The sequence below is a fragment of the Actinokineospora globicatena genome, assembly GCF_024171945.1.
Classification (GTDB): domain Bacteria; phylum Actinomycetota; class Actinomycetes; order Mycobacteriales; family Pseudonocardiaceae; genus Actinokineospora; species Actinokineospora globicatena.
On sequence record NZ_JAMTCR010000003.1, the window covers coordinates 595999 to 616718 of the forward strand.

The 20720-nt window shown below is 68.5% G+C and carries 14 protein-coding genes; 6 read left to right on the top strand and 8 right to left on the bottom strand.

The features are described from left to right. Positions 1–48: 48 nt before the first annotated feature. The 3 genes from LV79_RS16115 to LV79_RS16125 all read right to left on the bottom strand — a co-directional run bounded on the left by LV79_RS16115 (position 49) and on the right by LV79_RS16125 (position 2373). On the bottom strand, positions 49–501 hold the full coding sequence (locus tag LV79_RS16115; protein ID WP_253837399.1) for an Imm1 family immunity protein: 453 nt from the start codon (positions 499–501) through the stop codon (positions 49–51). Next, on the bottom strand, positions 498–1313 hold the full coding sequence (locus LV79_RS34490; protein WP_253837401.1) for a DddA-like double-stranded DNA deaminase toxin: 816 nt from the start codon (positions 1311–1313) through the stop codon (positions 498–500). Before LV79_RS34490 ends, LV79_RS16115 begins: the two co-directional genes overlap by 4 nt. Before the next feature lie 769 nt (positions 1314–2082). After that, positions 2083–2373 carry a hypothetical protein gene (locus LV79_RS16125; RefSeq protein WP_253837403.1) on the bottom strand — a complete coding sequence of 97 codons (291 nt, stop codon included), beginning with the start codon at positions 2371–2373 and terminating at the stop codon, positions 2083–2085. Between the two features lie 268 nt (positions 2374–2641). Between LV79_RS16125 and LV79_RS34495 the strand changes: the two genes are divergently transcribed. The 4 genes from LV79_RS34495 (at position 2642) to LV79_RS16145 (ending at position 5785) form a co-directional block, all read left to right on the top strand. Then, positions 2642–3715, top strand: coding sequence for an HAD family hydrolase (locus tag LV79_RS34495; protein WP_308208947.1), 1074 nt, complete (start codon positions 2642–2644; stop codon positions 3713–3715). 106 nt (positions 3716–3821) lie between these two features. Beyond that, complete coding sequence (locus tag LV79_RS16135) at positions 3822–4643, top strand: ferritin-like domain-containing protein (protein ID WP_253837406.1); 822 nt, start codon at positions 3822–3824, stop codon at positions 4641–4643. After that, complete coding sequence (locus LV79_RS16140) at positions 4640–5437, top strand: ferritin-like domain-containing protein (RefSeq protein ID WP_253837408.1); 798 nt, start codon at positions 4640–4642, stop codon at positions 5435–5437. The genes LV79_RS16135 and LV79_RS16140 overlap by 4 nt, the downstream gene beginning before the upstream one ends. Then, complete coding sequence (locus LV79_RS16145; RefSeq protein ID WP_253837410.1) at positions 5438–5785, top strand: cupredoxin domain-containing protein; 348 nt, start codon at positions 5438–5440, stop codon at positions 5783–5785. A gap of 293 nt (positions 5786–6078) precedes the next feature. On the opposite strand, the gene LV79_RS34500 is transcribed toward LV79_RS16145, so the two are convergent. The 4 genes from LV79_RS34500 to LV79_RS16165 all read right to left on the bottom strand — a co-directional run bounded on the left by LV79_RS34500 (position 6079) and on the right by LV79_RS16165 (position 10912). Next, positions 6079–8223 carry a type VII secretion system-associated protein gene (locus tag LV79_RS34500; protein ID WP_253837412.1) on the bottom strand — a complete coding sequence of 715 codons (2145 nt, stop codon included), beginning with the start codon at positions 8221–8223 and terminating at the stop codon, positions 6079–6081. Further along, positions 8220–8987, bottom strand: coding sequence for a hypothetical protein (locus LV79_RS16155; RefSeq protein WP_253837414.1), 768 nt, complete (start codon positions 8985–8987; stop codon positions 8220–8222). Before LV79_RS16155 ends, LV79_RS34500 begins: the two co-directional genes overlap by 4 nt. Before the next feature lie 271 nt (positions 8988–9258). After that, a complete protein-coding gene (locus tag LV79_RS16160; RefSeq protein WP_253837416.1) occupies positions 9259–10140 on the bottom strand; it encodes an aminoglycoside phosphotransferase family protein in 882 nt (293 codons plus the stop codon). Positions 10141–10186: 46 nt separating this feature from the next. Continuing rightward, positions 10187–10912: a DUF4386 family protein gene (locus tag LV79_RS16165; protein ID WP_253837418.1), complete on the bottom strand. Its 726-nt coding sequence runs from the start codon at positions 10910–10912 to the stop codon at positions 10187–10189. Between the two features lie 54 nt (positions 10913–10966). Between LV79_RS16165 and LV79_RS16170 the strand changes: the two genes are divergently transcribed. Both LV79_RS16170 and LV79_RS16175 read left to right on the top strand, forming a co-directional pair. Continuing rightward, positions 10967–11632, top strand: coding sequence for a TetR/AcrR family transcriptional regulator (locus LV79_RS16170; RefSeq protein ID WP_253837420.1), 666 nt, complete (start codon positions 10967–10969; stop codon positions 11630–11632). A gap of 110 nt (positions 11633–11742) precedes the next feature. Then, positions 11743–19803 (top strand): PKD domain-containing protein, encoded by an 8061-nt coding sequence (locus LV79_RS16175; protein WP_253837422.1) that lies wholly within the window; start codon positions 11743–11745, stop codon positions 19801–19803. A gap of 136 nt (positions 19804–19939) precedes the next feature. Here the strand turns inward: LV79_RS16175 and LV79_RS16180 are convergent, their stop codons facing one another. Beyond that, complete coding sequence (locus tag LV79_RS16180) at positions 19940–20716, bottom strand: hypothetical protein (RefSeq protein WP_253837424.1); 777 nt, start codon at positions 20714–20716, stop codon at positions 19940–19942. Positions 20717–20720 lie beyond the last annotated feature (4 nt).

Genomic DNA, 20720 nt, shown 5'->3' on the forward strand with positions numbered 1-20720 from the left:
CGCCGCCCCCTCGACGACGCCTGAAGCCGCTCGACTCTCGGGTCGAGGTTATTCCTCGTCGGACGGAATCCCCGGCATCCGTTCGCCCAATTCCCATTCGATGGAGTTCGGTCGCTGCCCGGATGACAAGAACTCCGCCAGAACCGAGTACACGACCTCGATCGGTACAACAGCCCGAGGAGGAACAGCTACATCGTGCATACCCGCCAAGCGGCCGTCCTCCCACTCCGCGTTGAGTCCGCTACTCGGCGCCCAGAGGCGAAATCCCGCCCGCCAGGTCAGGAGTCCTCGGTCGTTGAACACCCCGAATGTCAGACTCTCCTGGCGTTCCTCGCCGTCGGGGTCGTCCTCCCCCGCCCAGTGTTGTGCCAGGTTCCAGACCCACATGACTTCCACGCCCGCGTCGTTGAGCCGCTTGACCTCGGCCAACAGGTCCACCCCACGCGGGAGGTCGTCCACCGCGATCCATCCGCGGTCGAGTACCGGAACCTCGTCGGTCATCGAGTGGCCTTCCCGTGATAGATGTGTTTGAACGGATTCCCGTCCACGTCAGTACCCAACACGGTCAGCGTATACCCCTCCGGCAGAATCCTCGGAAGAGCTCGATGACACCCCGGAAGATATGACCCGGTCTCGGATCCACACGGAGCATGATTGATCACCACCTGGCCCTGCGTGCGCCGCATCTCGATCTGCATCACCACCACTTTGACTTCGACGTGGTTGTTCAGTTGATCCGCGTTGGGCACACGAAGCGCAGAGATACGGTGCGCCGCCTTCTCCGCCCACGGATCATTCCTCGTCGCACCGATCTCCCCGACATCGTGCCCGTCGAGCCGCACCCAGCCAGTCATGGGCGGCGAGTTCCGTTGCCCTTTGCGCACCCGCGGCGGCATGAAGTCGTGGTACGGCACGGCCTCATCCGGGTAGCGGTCCCCGTGCATGTTCGGCTCCCCTTGGGGCTCACCCCGCGAGTTCTCAGAAGCACGCAGCACATCCTGTGACGGGGGAACGACTCGAGGAAGTCGGGTAGACGCGGCAGCCCGACCTCGAGGACCACCATGATGATCAGCCGCTACCACAAGCTCGGTGCTCGCCTGGTCAAGCGCCTGGCGCAGCTCGACGACACGACGTTCGACAACAACCAGGATGTCCAAGATCGAGCCGGACCTGGCGGAGCGTCCAAGGACGACCTGGACAACCAGCGCTGTCGCGCCCAGCCACTCGGTGAGCTGACCGATCACCGTTTCGGACGAAGCTGCGACACTGTCCCGCAGCGCGCGTAGGCGCTGTGCCTCACTCTCGATCGACACGCGAGTAAACCCTACCCGCCACTACCGACATCGCCCAACGATTCCGAACATGCGGACGTGCCCACAGGTATGGGCAGAGCCTCGGGTGAGCACCGTTATACCGCCCAGATGGCCCGACGACGGAAGAAGATGGTGACATGGTGCCCCCTATCGTAAAGAGCGACTGCCCGCTGTCGATGATGCACAGTCGCACTCTTCTTTGTGCGTCATTCGCCGCTTGCGGACGTTGTCATGCCCGATATGCACGAGATGCACCTCGCCAGATCGGCGTGCGCGGTACCGCCCAAGCCCAGGGCCAAGTCGGGATCCGTTCAGAGCTCCAGCCCGCCCAGGGCAGGCCCGCCCAATCCGGGGCAGTGAGAAACCGGATCGAGTCGAGGACGTGAGCGTGGTCAGTTGACCGGATTGCACCCGGACTTCGGTGTGCACACATGGGGCTGCCGTCGTCGTCTCTCAAGCGTCGTACTGCACACCGACCTTCGATCCAGCACCTGGCTGCGGCAGACCATTGCGCGCGACGAGGGGCCAAATCAACCCATATGGACCTGATGCCACCCGGTTCCTACCTCGCCGCTTCCCACTCGAGCATCGGTGCGGTCCGCCAAGTGGATCCGGACGGTTCGTTGTGTGGTTGTCCGGATCCACATGGCGGAATCGGGGGTCACTGGGGGTTTGAGACGGTGTGACAACTGCTCGCTGCCGATGGCCGAGCAGACCTCTTGCCACCTGCTTCCGTTCGCCCCTGCTCCGGCGGCGGGCGGAAGCAGATTCAGTTGCAGCCGGTGTACTGCAGCGCGGCGTCGGCCATGTTCCTCGTGTAGCCGTTCCAGAACACCCTGGTGTTCCCACCCGAGGTGCCCCCGGTGGGGCCATCGATGGTGTTCCCGTAGTGGAGCGCGGCCACCAGGTTGCCGAAGTCGTCGTAGATGCCCGCTTCGCTCCAGACGACCCTGAAGTGGCTCACGGAGCACGGGATGGGCACGGCCTGAGCCGTTCCGGCGCCGACGACCCCGGTCAGAGCGAACGCGCACGCGGCGACGATCGCAGCGATCTTTCGCATGGATCCCCCTACTCGGTCGCGCAGCACCACAGCGATGTTGCGCATTTACTCAATCGGCCAACATGTTGACAATCTTTGGCTGACTTCAAGTTACGTACGTCGTACCGAGTGGGCTATCCCCCGTCCGGGTGCTCTCCCCAGGAGCGCGAGCGCGCATCACGGCGGCTCCGACAACCGCCTCCGAACACCGACGGCTTCGGTCGGACGAGACAATTCGGGAGAAACGGATAACCGAGCCGACGTGCTGTCGCTCTGGTGGCGTAAGGCCATGGTCGCCGCGGTGGTGTTCGATGTGGGCGAGACGTTGCTGGATGACTCGCGGGAGTGGGGCGCGTGGGCCGACTGGGTTGGCGTCTCCCGCCACACGTTCTCGACCGTGTTGGGCGCGGTCACTGCTACGGGCCGGGACAACGCCGAGACGTTCCAGCACTTCCGCCCTGACTTCGACCTGACCCACGAACGACAGTTGCGCGAGTCAGCACGACGAGGCGAAGTGATCGACGAAATCGACCTGCGCCAGGACGTCCGGCCCGCCCTTGCCCAGCTCCGCGCACGGGCTCTTTGGATGGGTGTGACCGAGAACCAGGCCGCTGGCGCTGGCACCCTGCTGCGGGAGTTGAACCTGCCGGTTGATCGTGTCGCGACCTCGGGTGAGTGGGGTGCGACCAAGCCGGCCCCCGAGTTCTTCGAGCGAGTGGTCGCCATGACGCCGGGCGGTGTGGACGAGGTCGTCTACGTCGGGGATCACCCGGACAACGACGTCGTGGCCGCCAAAGCGGCGGGCTCCCGGACCGGCCTGATCCGGCGCGGCCCTTGGGTTACCTGTGGGCTGATGACCCGCTGGTGCGTCGTGACGCAAATTGGGTCATCGACTTCCTGCTCGAACTGCCCGATCTGCTGCGGCCCGCCACGTCAGGCAACATCGCCGCGCCTCGTCGCATTGCGATCAACCGCGGGCGCCCGAACGCCTGCTCATGGTCGGTGTGCGGCATGTGGTGGCCGAAGTCGATCCCGTCGCCGCGGACGTCGTCGGCCCACGCCCGCCAGATGGCCACGGGTCGCCGTAGAGGTCTTCGAGGTCGTCGCGGGGGGACCAGAGGACACGGACCGCGACAGCGGATTCGCCACCGTGATCCAGATTTGTTGTCGCGCAACGAATTTCTCCGACCATCGCCAGTTCGAACTATCTTCGCACCGACCAGTCCGGACAGTCGCGGGAGACCAATGGTCTTGTTGTACGACTCCACTGTGTGTCACGTCAAAGCCACCGGCCGGGACCTCACGAACAGGTGGCCGCCTGCCGATACCTGACGACGTCAGTGTCGACTCGTTCGAGTGGTAATCGCGGGTCGAGTTGGCACGTGAACCGAACTCAGGTCGAATGGCGGTGACGGTGACAAATCGCCCTGTTCTGTGGTGTGGATCGCCGCGGCGATGGAGGGTGCCCGGTGGATTCCATAGACGAGCGCGGGCTGCGCGAGTTGCTGGTCGAATCAGATGATCTGCAGTCCGATGCGATGCGCACGGCCAGGCGCGACCTCGACGACTACGTCGAGGCGGTGCTGGACACCCGCGCGCAGCGGGTCGGTTCGCGCGACCCGGGTGGACAGTGGCCCGGCTGGAGCAAGGCAGGGCTGGCCGCCGGGTTGGTGGGGGCGGGCACGCTGCTCGCGGTCTCCCCGGCGACGGCGGACACCGCCCAGGACGTCCAGGCGTTGCAGACCGCGGCGAGCCTGGAGAACCTGGCGGTCGCCACCTACAAGACGGCGTTGACGCTGCCGTTCATCGGGGGCGCGGACGCCAACGGTGTGGTGAAGGCGTTCGCCGAGAAGACGATGGCGCAGCACACCGAGCATGGGCAGGCGTTCAACGGCGCGGTGGCCAAGCTCGGCGGCAAGGCGCAGAACGACCCGAACGCCAAGTACGCCGCCGTCGTGAAGGAGACGGTGCCGACGATCAAGGGCGCGGCCGATGTCGTCGCCCTGGCGATCGCGCTGGAGGACGTGGCCGCGCAGACCTACACCAAGAACGTCAGCCAGGTCTCCACCCCGGAACTGCGACAGCTGTTCGCCAGCGTCGCCGGGGTCGAGTCGCAGCACAAGGCCATCCTGCTCGCGGTCAAGGCGCTGCTCGACGGCGGCGCCCCGCAGCTGATCGCCCTGCCGCCGGACGCGGCGAAGCTTCCCGACGCCGCAGGCGGTGTCGGGTTCCCGGACGCGTTCTTCCCCACCGAGAAGGCCTCGCCGGTCGAGGAAGGAGCGGTCAAGTGAGCACCGACAAGCGCCCCGAGATGCAGATCAGCGAACGCGAGCTGACCGCGATGACCCGCGACCTCGACGAGTTGCACGAGTCCACCTTCCCGGGTGTGCGGACGCTGCTCGACGAGTTCTCCGCCAACCTCGCCCACATCACCCGCGGCCTCCCGACCGGCCGCCGCGGCTTCCTGCTCGGTGTCGGCGGCGTCACCACGCTGGGCATGGCCGCGGCCTGCTCCAGCAACGACACCAGTTCATCGACCACTACCTCGGCCCCCGCGAGCACCACCGCGGCGGCGACCTACGAGGGCGACCTCAAGGTGGTCGCACTGGCCGCGGCCCTGGAGAACCTCGCCGTCACGGCCTACACCGGCGCGCTCGACGCCGCGGGCAAGGGCACCCTCGGCACCGTCCCACCCGCCATCGGCGTCTTCGTGCAGACCGCGATGAAGCAGCACAAGGACCACTCTGCGGCCTGGAACGCGGTGCTGTCCAAGGCGGGCAAGCCCACCATCAGCGACGCACCGCTGTCGATCACCGCCGACCAGGTCAAGGCCCTCGGCGCGGTCAAGTCGGTGCCGGACGTGGCCAAGCTGGCACTGGAGTTGGAGAACGCCGCCGCGCAGACCTACACCTTCGCCGCGGCCAACGTGGCCGACACCGGCGGCATCATGACCGCCGCCACCATCCAACCGGTGGAAGCCATGCACGCCGCGATCCTCAACTTCGTCCTCGGGCAGTACCCGGTCCCGGACGCCTTCATCGGCATCGACAAGGCCGTGAAGCCCGACGCCCTCCTACCGAAGTAGATGCGAGTTCGGCTCATCGCCGCGGCTCTCGTGCTGGCGCTGACGGGGTGTGGCACGGACTCCGCGTCCACCCCGTCGGCGCCCGCCTCGACCGCCATCGGCGACGCGACCGTCGAGATCAAGAACTTCACCTTCACCCCGCAGCTACTCACCGTCGCCGTCGGTACCACGGTCACCTGGAAGTTCACCGACACCGCCAAGCACAACGTCAAGGCATCCGACAAGTCGTTCGCCTCCACCGACCTCAGCGACGGCGCGACCTTCACCCACACCTTCGACAAGCCGGGCGAGTTCCCCTACCTCTGCTCCATCCACCAGTACATGACCGGAACCATCACCGTGCGATAGGCCGTTGTCTGCACACCGACGGGGTTCACTCGGCGGTAAACACCGTTGGGGCATGGAGATCGGTCGCTGCTCTTCCCGTCGCACCGTGCGCACCGGCACGGTCGTGGCGCTGCCCGGGAGTCCAGTCCGTTGATCTTCTACGGGGGGTGAAGACGCTCTGTTCGTATACAGGCCCGCTCTCACTTCGCAAGCACCCGAGGGTTCGAACGCTCGGGGTGGACGTTGGCCGTTGGGTGAGCTAGCTACCCCGCAGCCCACATGTGGCCAGGCTGCACCACGTCGCCGGTGACGGTTCAGTGGCTGCGCAGGGCCTCGGTCAGGAGCCGGAACTGTGCGCGGTTGCCTGGGTTGAGCAGGATGTCGACGCCCTGGGGTACGGCCTCGGGGAGATCGTTGCCGAGTATCGGTAGCCAGTGCGTGTCATCGAGCAGTCGTTTGTGCAGTTCGGCCGTCACGACCACCACGCAGTCGGCACCGTCCGGTGCCGGTCCGATCAGGACGCCGTTGTGGTCGTCGCATGCGATTTCGACAACGGTGTCGCGCAGGGTCGCGAGTAGCCGGGAGCCGAGGTGGCTGCCCCGGCCGGAGGCGATCACCAACAGCAGGTCGTGCAGCGGGTCGGTCGGGGTCGCCTTGCGGTCAGGCACGTAGTGCGGGTTCGGTTGGAACGGGCCGGGCTTGCCGTGGGGATCGAGGGCCCAGCCGCCGACGATCGCTTCGGTGGGCACCGGTGCGCCGGTCGTCCAGCCGGGTGCTGGGAGGACGAGCCAGTCGTCCTGCCGGACCGCGCAGGAGATCGGGTCCGCATCGGCCCATCCGCGGATGTCGCCCGGTGTTTCGTCGAGTTCGTATCGCGCGCCGCGGTGCCCGGCCTGTGCCGCCAGTGCCAGCCAGTCCTCGCCTTCGGAATCGCCGCGCTTGAGGAGGTTCATCCCGAGGGCGTAGGCGGCGAGTGCTTGGCCGGAGTCCGCCGGTCCGCTGATCGCGAGACGGCGGCCTCGTAGCTCGTCGCCCGCGGTTGCCGCTCTCCACCACCGCTCCGCTTCGTCCCGGTCGCCTTGGTCGTGGCGGAGCTTGCCGAGCCAGTAGGCGGCGTGCGCGCTTCCTTTCCCGGCGGCTTCTTCCCAGAGCACGGCGGCTTCGTCGGTCTGGCCCCGCTCGTGCAGCAGCGAGGCCAGGTTCTCGGTCGCGGTGACCGCTGCGGTCTGGTCCGAGCGGGCCAGGTTGTCGCCGATGACGTCCACGGCCGCGGAAGCGGGGGTGCCCGCGACCATCCGCAGCACGGTTTCGGCTTCCGGGTCGCCGCGTTGGAGCAGTAGGGCAGCCAGCCCCGACGCCGCGGTCCAGTCCCCTGCGTCCACACCGCGGCGGTACCAGTGCTCGGCCTCGTCGAGGTTGCCCAAGCGCGAGTGCGCGGTGGCCAGGTCGTTCAACGCCGGGAAGTGGTTGAGTTCGGCAGCCACCGTGTACCAGTGCACCGCGCCCTTGAGATCCCCGTCCCTCTCGACCAGGAAACCGAGCCAGTACGCGGCCACCGCGCTGCCCGCATCGGCGGCCAACGCATAGTCGGTGCGCGCGCTGACCATGTTCCCGTGGACGGCGTGCTGATCGCCGCGGTGCCGCAGCGCCGCGGCTTCATCGGGCTCGCGCGCGGTGTCGGACGCGGGCACGCGCAGGAACGCGGAGCCATCGGCGCTGGTGTGCGCGGCAGGCGTCAGGACGGCACTGCGCTTGGCGGCGTCCCCGGACGCGATGTCCTGCCGAGATGCTCCGCGGTGCCAGTGGTCGGGAAAGAGGTGATGCACCTCGGACTCCCGGTTCCCCTTCGTCCCGGCGATGACCGTCAACCCCACCTGCGCCGTTACCACCATGTCCCAGCTGAAGCGTCTTGCGCGACGCGCGCAGGTCAGATCCGCGTGCAGGGTCCAACTCACCAGATCGCGGGCTTCGGTCATCGGCGCGACGACGATGGTGGCGGTCGAACCCGCGGCGATCCGCAGCGGCAGCGTCGACTCGGCCCCGTCAAGGACGGTGACCGCTCGTCGATCCAGGTCGATCTCGCAGTCGGGTGCGGCGAGAGGCGAGTAGGCGGCCATGGAACGCATCACCGGCTCGAGGAAGTCAGCGCTGAACGGCGGCATGAAATGCGGGTGGATGACGCTGACCCCGTCCACCACGAACGCCGACCGGCTGACCTGCCCGATACCGATGTGCTCCAGAACGACATCGTCGTCAGCGTCGACGGTCAGCAGGAGGTTGTGCCCGGAGAGCGGAACGTGCACCGCCGTCGGTCCGACCGCACTGCCGGGCGCGATGACCACCGCGAGGTGAGTGCGGGTGCTGACCTTCAGAGCGGCCGGGAACGACGCATCGCCAACGGTCGCCGGGACGGCCCGGACAGGCTGCACCATCGGATAGACCGAGAAGCTGTCGGTCACCGGGGCCACCGGCCTGCAGTTCGGAAAGGATGCCCGCCCAGGTCGACGCGCACCGATCCGGTGTCGCGACCACGGCGCCAGTCAAGCCAGAGTATCCACGCGACATCGCCCCGGTGGGTGCTGACCTTGAGGTCGAAGCACTCGGACTCGTGCGGACCGACCACGTAGGGAAAGTCGCTCCCGCCCAGGGCGGCCAACCGAGGAGGCTCGACGTCGAGCTGGACCTCGAACCGGCGCCGGGGCACCTCGCCGGCGTGGCGAACCAAGGTACCCGACCGGTCACTGCGAGTGATCACTTCGACCCGCAGGTCCGCCAGTAGTACCGGCGTCCCGGACAGGCCGGTAACGGTCAGTTGAACCGTGTGCCCGCTGGCCGGGACCTCCTCCACCACACCGTCGTCGACGAACGCCACGTAATCGATGTTCCTGAGCCGTACGTCCGTGACGAGCGGGGCGGAAACCCGGGCAACGGGCGTGGCCAGGATGACGTGCCCGGACTCCGGAACTCGGAGCGTTCCTCGGCGGCCCCCGCAGATCCAGTCGATCTCCAGGTGCCAACCGACGTCCTGGTTCAGCAACTCCGGCATCGCGGTCAGCCGCACCGGGGCGCCCGCAGAAACGGTTATCGGCACATCCCATCGTTCGTCGACCACACAGACCTCGTCCTGCACGACCGTGCGCAGAGCCGAGACGATCACCGCCTGCTGTCCCCGCGCCTCGATCCAGAGAGTGGAGTCGCTCCCGATGGTGACGATCAGCGGCACGGCAGGCACCCCGAATGCCTGGCACACCGTCAGGTCGCCCCCGACATCGCCTACCTGCACCACCAGGCCGTCGACACTCCCCACCTGGTTGTGCACCTGGTCACCGCCCATGGCCCGACGTTACCCGGCGAACCGGACCACCGACGGCCAATCGACTGATCCGGAAACGCAGCACGGGAACCGAGTTCCCTGCCGCAGCACCGCTCCTCGGCACGGTGTGGTGCGAGCGAGGCTGGGCTTGGGATCTCGGTGGGTGATGGCCGGGTGGTGATCATTCGGTTGTGGCGCGGGTGAGGGCGGCGCGGCCTGCTGGTTCCCAGGTTGGTTTGCCGCCGGGGAGGGCGAGTCTGCCGTTGCGGCCGATTCTGATCAGGTGCAGGGCGCGGAGGACGGCCCAGCCGCGGGCGCGGGTGGTGGTGGGGCTGTCGGCGGCGTAGGCGTTGAAGAATTGGGGGGTGGTGCCTGCGGGTAGGAGGATCCAGGCGGCGGAGAGGTCGGTGGCGGGGTCGCCTGCGCACAGGTCGCCGAAGTCGATGATGCCGGTGAGGGTGCCGTCGCGTACGACTGCGTTGGCGGGGTGGAGGTCGGCGTGCAGCCAGGTCGGCGGGCCGTGCCATGGGGGTGCTGCGACGGCCTTCTCCCAGACTTCCCGGGCCCGGTCGGCCGCGGCCTCGCCCGCGATGACGGTCAACGCGCTGGTGAACCTGTCTTGCATCCCGTCCAGAGCAACGCCCCGGTCTGGGTTGACTGGGGCGTGCTCGGGGGCTGGTTTGTGGAGGGCGCGCAGGAAGCCTGCGAGGGTTTCGGCGGCGTCGGGGCGGGTGATGGGTGTGCGGTCGGCGGGTTCTCCGTCGACCCAGCGTGTGATTGTCCAAGGGTGGTCGAACAACGCCGAGGGTTCGCCGATGCGGATCGGGATGGGTGTCGGTAGCGGGAGGCGTTCGGCGAGGGCGGGGAGCCACCGGTGCTCGTTGCGCGTCAGGACCGGGCCGCCCGCGCTGCGCGGCAATCGCACGGCCAGGTCCGGTCCCAGGCGCCACATCTGGTTGTCCCAGCCACCCTGGACGTCGCGGAGTTCGAGGTGGGCGAGGTCCGGGTGCTGTTCGCGCAGCAAAGCGCGGACCAAGTCCTGCTCGAACCGGACCTCGGTCACGGGTGAACCTCCACTCGTCGACGTACGCGGCAAGCTAGCACCGGCCTCAGCCCAAAGAGTTCCGCCTCCTGAGCACGTAGACGCCTGTGACCAGGAACCAGATCTGGACCGTTCCGCTGCTCACGCTGATCAACGCGCCCGCGTCCACGCCGAGGAGTTCGACCAGCGGCAGAGCGAGAGCAGCGGCAGTCAGCACAGTGAACCCCTTGAGCCACAGAGGGATCTCCGCGATCTTGGCCAGGCACAGCAGCCAACCCGCCGCGAACAGGGACACGCCGAGGAGTTCGCCGACGCCGCCCGCATAGGAGTTGAACGCGTCGTACTGCAGCTCGATCGCCTCCTTGTTCCCGCCCGACTGCCAGGCCTGTGCGAGGTCGGGCATGGTGGTGAGCCACCGGATGATCCCGAGGCACCGCGCCAGCGTGGACAGGGCGGCGAACGCCATGCCGAGCCGCGCCACCCGCGAATCCAGCCGGTCGGGCGCGAGGGTCGCCATGGCCCACAGGGCCACCGGGAGGAACAGCGCCGAGTAGGCGAGGTACACGAGGTACCCGAGCCGCAGCGCCGACTCGTTCTCGGCGACCTGCGGTAAGACGACGCCCGCAGGCTCCCCCAGGCTGGCGGGCCAGTCGACGGCGGCGCCGAGCACCAGCAGCGGGACGAACAACAACAGCCCCTCTACCAGCAACAACACCGCCGTCGCGGCGGCAGGGACCGGCTTGCGATCAGTATTTGGACTGCGATCAATGGTTGCAGTGCGATCAGTGTTCACACATTCACCGTAGCGCACTGCGAACACCGATCGCAACGCGCTACCCTCACGCACATGGCGACCAGGCGGGAACGGCTCAGGGAACAGACGTCGGCCGAGATCAAGGCGGCGGCGTTGGCGCAGCTGCGGGAGGGCGGGGCCGGAGCGCTGTCGTTGCGCGCGGTCGCGGTGTCGATCGGCATGAGCCCGGCGGGCCTGTACCGCTACTACCCGAACCGGGACGCGCTGCTGACCGACCTGATCACCGACGGGTTCGCGGCCCTGGCGCAGGAGGTGGCCCGGGCGAGGGACGCAGCGAAGGGCGACGCGTTCGTGGCGGCAGCATTGGCGTACCGGGGGTGGGCGCTGGATCACCCGCACGAGTTCGCATTGCTCTACGGGACCCCTGTCCCGGACTACGAGGCCCCGGAATCCGGCCCGACGTCCACCGCGAGCCGCCAGGTGGGCGCCGCCTTCGTCCCGCCGATCACCGAGGCGTGGCACCGCGGCACCCTGAAGCACCGAGAGTCCACACCGGCCCTCACCACGTTCGCCGCCGCCATGGGACTCCCACCGGAGGCGGCTGCGGTCGCGTTCAGCGCCTGGACCACCATCCACGGCCTCGTCGTCCTGGAGACCTTCGGCCACCTCGCGTGGCTGGGCGAAAATCCCACACCCCTCGCCACATCACGGTTCCGGGCGCTGTCCGAAGACCTCGGGATCGCCCCACCGGAGAACTGATCACCAGCGGGGTTCGGTGACGGGTTTTCGGCTGTCATCCGAAGAGATGTCATCCGCCTACTCGGGCGTGCGCGGTTCACTGGTCGCGGCGTCGAGGAAGGGTGCGGCCAATGGACCTCTCAGACAGACGGTTGCTCACCCGGGGCCTGCTGTTGGCCCTGCTGTGGCTGGGAGTCGCGGTATGGGCCGCCGCCGCGGCCTCGTCGTTCACCCTCACAGTGCACCCAGTACTGGGGTCCCAGTACTTCACCCCCAACGGCGACGGGCACGACGACGCCGTGACCATCCCGTACTGCTTGTCCGGATCGGCGCACGTGGACATCACGGTCGTCGACGCGGCGGGATCGCCGGTGCGGATGCTGGAGACCGCGGCGTCACGCCCAGCGGACCCCGGCTGCGGGTACGCCACGACCCTGACGTGGGACGGGAAATCCGACGCTGGCACCGTTGTGCCCGACGGCATCTACACGGTGCGCATCCACGCGGTCAGCGCGTCCGGTGAGACAGCCGACGCCGCAGCACAGGTCGGGGTCGAGTCGCGGACGCCAGGGGCGATTACGGCGCCTGCGCCGGGTGACAGCGTCAGCGGGGTGCTGGAGTGGCGGTTCACGCCCACCCCGGGCATCAACTCGACCTACGTGTCCTTGGCCTGCGGCACCGTCCAACTCGGTGGCGCAGGACCCCAGGGCGGCGTGTTCCGGGGCTCCGCTGACACGACCCGGTGCGCGCCGGGCGCGAACTCGGTGACCGCGACGGCGTTCTGGACCGACCCGCTCGGCGCTACCCACACCTGGGTGTCGCCGCCGACGCCGATCTCGGTCGACAACCCCCCGCAGGTGACTGTCTGGTCGGAGTCCCGCCGCTACTTCAGCCCCAACGGCGACGGGCAGGCCGACACCGTCGAGGTCTACTACTGCCTCACCAAGGACGCCCAGGTGGCCGCGACGGTCACCGACTCCACCGGCGCCGTCGTCCGCGCCATCGCCCCAGCGGCCGCCATCGGCGGAACCTGCTTCAGCTTCAACAACTCCCTGACCTGGGACGGCCACACCGACCTCGGCCAGCAGGCGCCCAATGGCGTCTACCGGGTGACCGTGACCGCCACCGACACCCTCGGTCAGAGCTCGACCGACGCCGTCGACGTCGGTGTCGACAGCCGAGTGCCCGGGGTGTTGACCTCCCCGGCGGCGGGCGCCGAGGTGCCCGCCGACCTCGAGTGGTCATTCGCGCCGACACCGCTGTTCGCGCTCGGCCGGGTGAACCTGGTCTGCGGTGACAGCCAGATGGGCACCCTGGACCTGGTCACCTTCACCGGCACCGCTTCCTCACGCGAGTGCGACCCGGCGTCCGGGGAGGTCAACGCCGAGGTCTTCTGGACGGATCCGTTCGGCGCCAGCCAGTGGTGGGTCTCCCCCGCCGTGCCGGTCACGTTCACGGCTCCGCCGTCGGTGCGGATCGAGGAGTCCGCGCACCGCTACTTCAGCCCCAACGGCGACGGCCAAGACGACACCGCCGAGATCTCCTACTGCCTCGGTCGCAGCGCGGCGGTCGGGTTGGTGGTGACCGACGAGTCCGCGTCGGTTGTGCGCACCATCGCGCCGACACAGGTGGACAACCAGCGCTGCGGTGACGGTGGTCCTTCCGTCACGTGGGACGGCAAGAACGACGCTGGCGCGGTCGTGGCCGACGGGGTGTACACGGTGCGCGTGCAGGCCACCGATGCCGCGGGCCGCACCGGTTTCGACACGGTGCAGGTGGGTGTCGACACACGTAACCCGGGCACGCTGACCGAGCCCGCGGCAGGGTCCACTGTCGCAGGGGAGGTGGCGTGGCGGTTCGTCCCGACTCCGGGCTTCACCGCAGACGTCGTGTCGTTGCAGTGCGGTGACATCAACCTCGTCCGCGTCGAGGCGCCTGCCGCGTTCGCCGGAACCGTCGACACCGCCCCATGTGCCAGCGGCGCGAACACCTTCGTCGCGCATGTCGAGTGGACGGACCCGTTCGGCACGTGGCGGTACTGGGAGACGCCGCCGACGCCGGTGACCGTCGACAACACGCCTGTCGTGGAACTGCGGTCGGCTCCCGTCTACTTCAGCCCCAACGGCGACGGGCAGGAAGACACTGTCGTCGTCCGCCACTGCTTGAGCCTGCCCGCCGCGGTGTCGGCCACGGTCACCAACCAGGCTGGCGTGGTGGTGCGGAGCCTGCCCGCCGTCGACACCGTCCCCGCGCCGCGCTGCCGCACTTTGGACTCCGTGTCCTGGGACGGCAAGAACGACACCGGCCAAGTGGTACCGGACGGCGAGTACACGGTGCGTGTCCGGGCGACCGGTGGCACCGGGCGCTACACCGAGGGCGACGTGCGGGTCGGTGTCGACAGCCGGATCCCCGGCAGGGTGATCTCGCCGCAGGCAGGCGACACCCTCACCGGTGCGGCCTCCGCCGTGTTTGCGCCCACCAGCGGATTCCCCGTGGGCGTCGTCGACATCACCTTCGACACCGGCGGCGCGACGGCGATCCACGGCCCGTCGGAGGACGGTCTCTGGCGCACCACCTTCCACACCGGCACGCTCACCCCGGGCCCGGCGACCATGCACACCACCGTGTCCTGGACCGACGCGTTTGGCATGTACCACGCGTGGTTCGCCCCACAGATCGCTGTCGCCATCGACTCGGTAGCGCTACCGCTGAGCGTCAGCGCTAACCCCGCCTCCGGGCCCGCGCCGCTCGCCACGACCTTGCGCATAGACACCTCCGAGCCGCGCGCGGGAACCGTGCACTACACCGTCAGCTTCGGCGACGGGACTCCCGACGCTCACGGCGACATCTCCAGCCCTTACGCCACCACGCAGGTCCCGCACACCTATGCCACGCCGGGCGTGCGCCGCGCGGTGGTCACCGTCACCAACGACGCAGGCGCCTCTACCTCTAAGACCGTGGACATCACCGCCACCGGCGCGGCCAACACCGCCCCCACCGCGTCTCTCACGCTCGACACCACAAGAGGCGTCGCACCCCTGCTCGTCACGGCAACACCCACTGGCGAGGACCCGCAAGGGGATCCGCTCACCTACACCCTCGACTTCGGCGACGGCACCGCCCCAGCCAGCGGAGCCCTGCCCCGAGGCGCCCTCGGCCACACCTACTCCACCGCAGGCACGTACCTGGTCCGGCTCACCGTCAGCGACGGCCGCCTCAGCGCCACCCGCACCGCAACTGTGACCGTCGGCCTGGCCGAGCCGCTCGTGGCCAACGCCGGTGACGACGTCGTCGCCAACGAGGGCACAGCCGTGCGGTTCAACGGCTCCGCCGCCAGACCCACCACCGGCATCGAGTCCTACCGCTGGGACTTCGGCGACGGCGCCACCGGCACGGGAGTCACCACCACGCACGTCTACCCCACGGCTGGGACCTACACCGCCGCTCTTACCGTCACCGCCGCAGGAGAGACCCGCCAAGACACGGTGTTCGTCAAGGTCATCCCACGACCGCCGTCCAGTGGCCTGGCCATCACCGTTACCGACAACCAGGATCACCTCCTCGGTAGCGCTGACGTCCTCGTGGAACGAGACGGCGTCACTTACCCCGCCGTCACCGACCCTGCGGGCATGGCATTCCTGCACGGCCTACCGGACGGCACCTACACCGTCTACGCGGGTAGGACCGGCTACCTGCCGAACAAGACCACCGCGACCATCACCGACAACGCGGGCAGCGCGCGCGTCGCCCTCTCCCCGGGCGAGGTGGCCGCGACGAACCTGACGTCAGAGCCGATGACCCGCGAAGAGGTCGTCGCCGCCGGTATCGACCCCGACGACCCGGCCAACGCCAACACATACTCGTTCAGCGTCAATGTCGCCCTGGACCCCGGACCCGAGGTCACTGTCACCGGCTACGGGGGCGACGGCGGGTTCTCGCAGTGCCCGAAGGTCGCGGGCACGCAGGTGACGTGCGACCGCCGCGGCGCTACCTGGCGCGACGGCGACAACGAGGTAAGCCTGTCCACCAGCACTGTTGAGGAGAAGCCGCAGTTGACCTGGCTGGTCATGCCCGCGCGCGCCAGTTGGCTCAAGGAGTTCTTCTCCGTGCGCATGACCGTCATGAACCTCGCCGACGAGCCGTTCACCCTCGCTGACGGCGTCGCGACCTTGCCGCTACCCGCGGGTCTGTCACTGGCGCCCATGGCCATATCGCAGACCGAGAGCGTGCCGATGGGCACGATCAGCGCGCACGGTAGCGCTACCGCTGTCTGGGTGCTGCGCGGCGACGCTGAGGGCAACTACCCACTCACGGCCTCCTACACGGGCAGTCTCGAACCCCTGGGTAAGACCGTGAAGGTAACCGCCGCGACGGCCCGCCCGTTGCATGTGTGGGGCTCTAGCGCGCTGACGATGACCGTGGACGTGGACGCGAAGTCCGACAAGACGATCCCGTTCGAGGTGCGTGTCTCCCTCAACAACGTCGCCGATGTGCCGGTCTATAACCCTGCTGTGGAAGCACTACCGGAGCGGGCCGAGGGGTTCATCTACCAGCCGCGCGAGCGGCTCAAGCAAGGCACGGACGTCATCAACCCCGGACAGAGCCTCACCGCGACCTACTTCGTGATCCCCAACCGCGAGGGCGAACACGACTTCACCCGCAGCTTTGTCGGTAGTACTGCCGCAGGCCGGTCCATCCCCACGAAGCTGGTCCAGCACGCGCGGGGCGACCGCGGAGACCTCGCGGTCGACACCAAGGGGCGATTCCTCGCGAAGCTGCGGTGGTCACCGATCCCGGGTGCCACCGAGTACCAGATCTTCGCCACCAGATCCGACCAGACACCGTTCCCCGACGAGCCCGAACTTGTCACTACCGGCACCAGCGCGGCGCTAGTGCTACCTGCGGGCAACCAGGTGTTCTACGCCGTCAGCGCCACCGTCAACGGCATCCCGGTGATGCGCCACAACCTCGTCGGAGCCGAGGGGACCTACGGCCAACCGCCCAAGCTCAAGGTCACCTACGACGACGACCAGGCGGTCGACAGCGTCGTGGACGTCTCCCGCGCCGCTCGCAAGCTCAAGGTCCGCGCGACCGACTCCGACGGCCAGATCCCGGTGCTGACCTGGGCGCCCGCCGCGGGTGCGACCGCTGATCACGTGCACTGCGCACCCGTGGCAGGCACGGCGGGCTTGGACTGCGTGCTCGACCAAGGCGGCTACCGGACCGAGATCGTCTTCAGCGCCACCGACGGCGAGCACGACCCGACCGCCCGGTCGGTGCTCATCGGCGGGCAGTACGTCGCCCTGGGTGACAGCTACTCCTCCGGTGAGGGCGCGGTCCCCACCCCGTCCGACCTCTACGACCCGCGCGGCGGCCGGCCGTGGTTCATCGACCGGGATGGGACCAACACCGACACCGACCTGAACAGCTGCCACCGATCCCACCACGCGTACCCGTACCTGCTCGCCGGGGACAGCCCCACGCTGAGCTTCCACGCGTGCAGCGGCGCGGTCATCGAGAACATGACCGTCGCCAAGCCCGGGACCAGGGGCGGGGAGGCGAGACCGCAGATCGACCACCTCGACAAGCACACCTCCCTGGTGACCATGTCGATCGGCGGCAACGACGTCGGGTTCAGCGACATCGTCAGCTACTGCGTCAAGCACGGCGTGCTCACCAAGGTGCCCAACCCGTGCGAACGCGAGAACGGGTCGAAACTCCTCAACGAGGTGAGCAACCTGCGGGCCACGCTGGTCAAGGTCTACGACAAGGTTCTCGAGGCCGCCCCCAACGCGCAGGTGTACGTCATGGGCTACCCGCGGTTCTTCGCGCGGCCGAAACCGGGTGAGACCGCCGACCACTGCCCGAACTGGCCCGCGATCGGCGTCTCGCCTGCTGACCAGCTGTGGATCAACAGCGAGATCACGCACCTCAACGCGACCATCGAGCAGGCGATCAGCGAGGTCCGCGGCGACCTGCGGGCCCGCGTCCGGTACGTGCCGGTCTACGACGCGTTCACCGGCCACGAGGCCTGCCGCCCCGGCCCGATGCTCAACGACGTCGTGCCATGGCCGTTCAAGGTGCCGTACAGCTTCCACCCCAGCCGCGCCGGGCACGAGGCCTTGGCGGCCGCCATGCGCGAGACCATCTCCGGTGCCACGCCCCGCGCCATCCAGTTCGGCGAGACCCAGACCAGGACCGCCGCGGTCACCGCGCCCGGCACGACCTTGACCGTGAGCACCGCCTGGCCTGGGAGCGACGTGGAGACCTCACTGGTGTCACCGTCTGGGCGGGTGATCGACCGCTCTACCGTCGCCGCCGACGTGACACACGACTTGTCACCCACCGGCGAGCGGTACGTGGTCACCAACGCCGAACCCGGGCAGTGGACTATCCGCTCTTATGGCGCCGACATCGCGGACGGCGGCGAGCCTCTAACAGTGCTGGCCGAGGCGAGGGCGCCTGTCCCGCCCGCGCCTACCGTGTCCGCTATCTCGTCCACCACCTCTACCGTCGCCGGTGCGACCGTGGCCTTCACCGCTAACGCGACCGCTGACGTGGTGTGGGACTTCGGGGACGGTACCACCAGTACCGCCGTCAACCCGACCCACGTCTACACCTCCACCGGGGTGTTCACGCCGACGGCGATCGCGGTTGCCAGCAGCGGTGCGAGGACTGTGGCTGCCCTGCCGCCGATCACCGTGGCCGCGCCGCCCACACCGGTGGCATCGGACCAGGTCGTCGTCACCACTACCGGGATCCCGGTGTCGGTTAGCTTGAGTGGCACTGTCGCCACCGGCGCGCTCGAGTTCCGTGTGGCTACCCAGCCCTCTAACGGCACCCTCACTGGCACCGGCGCGGACCTTCGCTACCGGCCCGCGCCCGGCTACACCGGTGTCGACCGCTTCACGTTCACCGCGTCGTCTGGTGGGCACACGTCCGCTCCCGCGACGGTCACGATCCTTGTGCAGCCGGGGACCGGAGCCTCGACGACGACAACGGTCTCCGCCACGCCTGCCCGCTATGGCGACGCGGTGACTCTGTCTGCGGCTGTTAGCGGTGGCGTTGGCGGGACGCTGACCTTCACCGTTGATGGCACCGTGGTCTGCAGCGAAGTCCCACTGGCCGGTGCTACCTGCCGCGTACCCGGACTCGGTGCCGGGAGCCACACGGTCACTGCTGTCTACAGTGGAGCACCTGGTTACGCTGCCTCGGAAGGCAGTGGTACCGCGGTGGTGGAGCGGGCACCGTTGGTCGTAACGGCCAACGGCAAGGCTATCGTCGCCGGTGACCCGATCCCTGCTCTAGACGCGACCATCACCGGGTTCGTCGGGGGCCCTGGTGGCATCACGGGTGCCGCGGCCTGCACGAGTACTGCCGCGCCGAAGCCGCCCGCTGGTGCCTATGCGATCACGTGCACCGTCGGATCACTGGCCGCCGCGAACTACACCTTCGCGGAGTTCCGGCCCGCGACCCTCACGGTCACCAAACGAGCCGCCACCGTCGCCTACTCCGGTCCGCTGTCCGCGCCCGCCGGGCAAGTCACCCTGCGCGGCACCGTCACCGCACCGGCCGGGACCGACCGCGCCACGGTCGAGTTTCTGCTCTACAGCAGCACCAACACGGCGATGACCACACCGGACCTGCGCTGCACGACGCCCGTCGGGACGCCCACGTGCGCCCTGAATCTGCCCGCCGACAACTGGACCGTGGTCACCACCATCCCGGCGACCAACGGCTACCTCACTGCCCCACCGGCCGACCCGGTCGTGCTGAGCATCTACCCGCCCAGCACCGACCGCGCCGCTATCGGAGCCGGCTGGACCGACTCGGGCACCTTCGGCTTCGTCGTCGGCGCCAAGAACGGCAAACCCGCCGGGCAGTCCGTCTACGCGTACCGCGCCGCCAACGGCAACCACCACCTCGTCCGGTCGACGGGCTGGCAGGGCGGCGCGTTGACCTTCGGCACGGACACCGTCACCTTCACCACCGCGTGCCAGGTCACCGTGCTCGACCCCGCGGGCCGCCCCATCCCCCGCCTCACCGAACGCGACCTCACCTGCCGCATCGACGCCGCCGACAAGACAACCGACACTTACACCATCATCATCCGCCGCCCCAACGGAAGCACCTACTACCAAGCACCCCCATCCCCACTCCGCGCCGGAGCCATCGCCATCACCCGCCGATAGAACTCGCCCCGGTCGGGCCGCCCGTCACCCCCACGGCGGCCCGACCGGCGCGAATCATCCGAACAGATGGGAGCTGCGGCAGTACTTGGCCGCTACGTGGATGGCCTCCATCGCCCGGCAGTGAGGCTTCTGCGCTTCACACCACGGCGGCGCGAGCGGCGCGGCTGGCGAGGGTGACGGTGGCGCCTCGGCCTCGGTAGTGGAGGCTGCCGCCGTTGCACGCCAGGCTTACCTCGTACCCACCTGAGACGGCCGAACTGGTGGAGCTGGTGCAGTACTTGCCCGCGGCGTACATGGCTCGCACCGCACGAACCTCGCCGCTGGCTTCGGTGAGGGTGGTACCCACACCGGTGAACACCGCGCTGCCGCCATCGCACGCCAGACTGACGCTGTAACCACCAACCACGGCGGAACTGGTCGAGCTGGAGCAGTGCTGACCAGTCGCCTGAATCGCCTGCACCGCGCGGACCTCACGACTCGCGTCCGTCAGCGTGGTGCCCACGCCGGTGAACACCGCGCTGCCGCTGTTGCATGCCAGACGGACGGAATATCCACCCACCGTGGCGGAACTCGTCGAGCTGGTGCAGTACTGACCTGCCAAGTACATCGCCCGTGTCGCTTGAACCTCACTCTCGGCGTCGGCGAGGGTGGTGCCCACACCGCTGAAGGTGAGACTTCCGCCGTTGCAGGACAAATAGGCCACATAGCCGCCAACCACGAGTCCGTTCCCGCCTGACCAACAGGTATCGGTCTGCGTCGCACCCGCTGCCGGGGCTAACACACCCGCCATCACCAACACCGCGGCCACGACCGCGCCCACCCGACCAAAACCGACAAACCGCATTCCATCCCCCTCAACCCCGCCGCGTGACCAACCAACGCGAAACGACGCCAGTCTGTCAGCGACGCCCACCGCT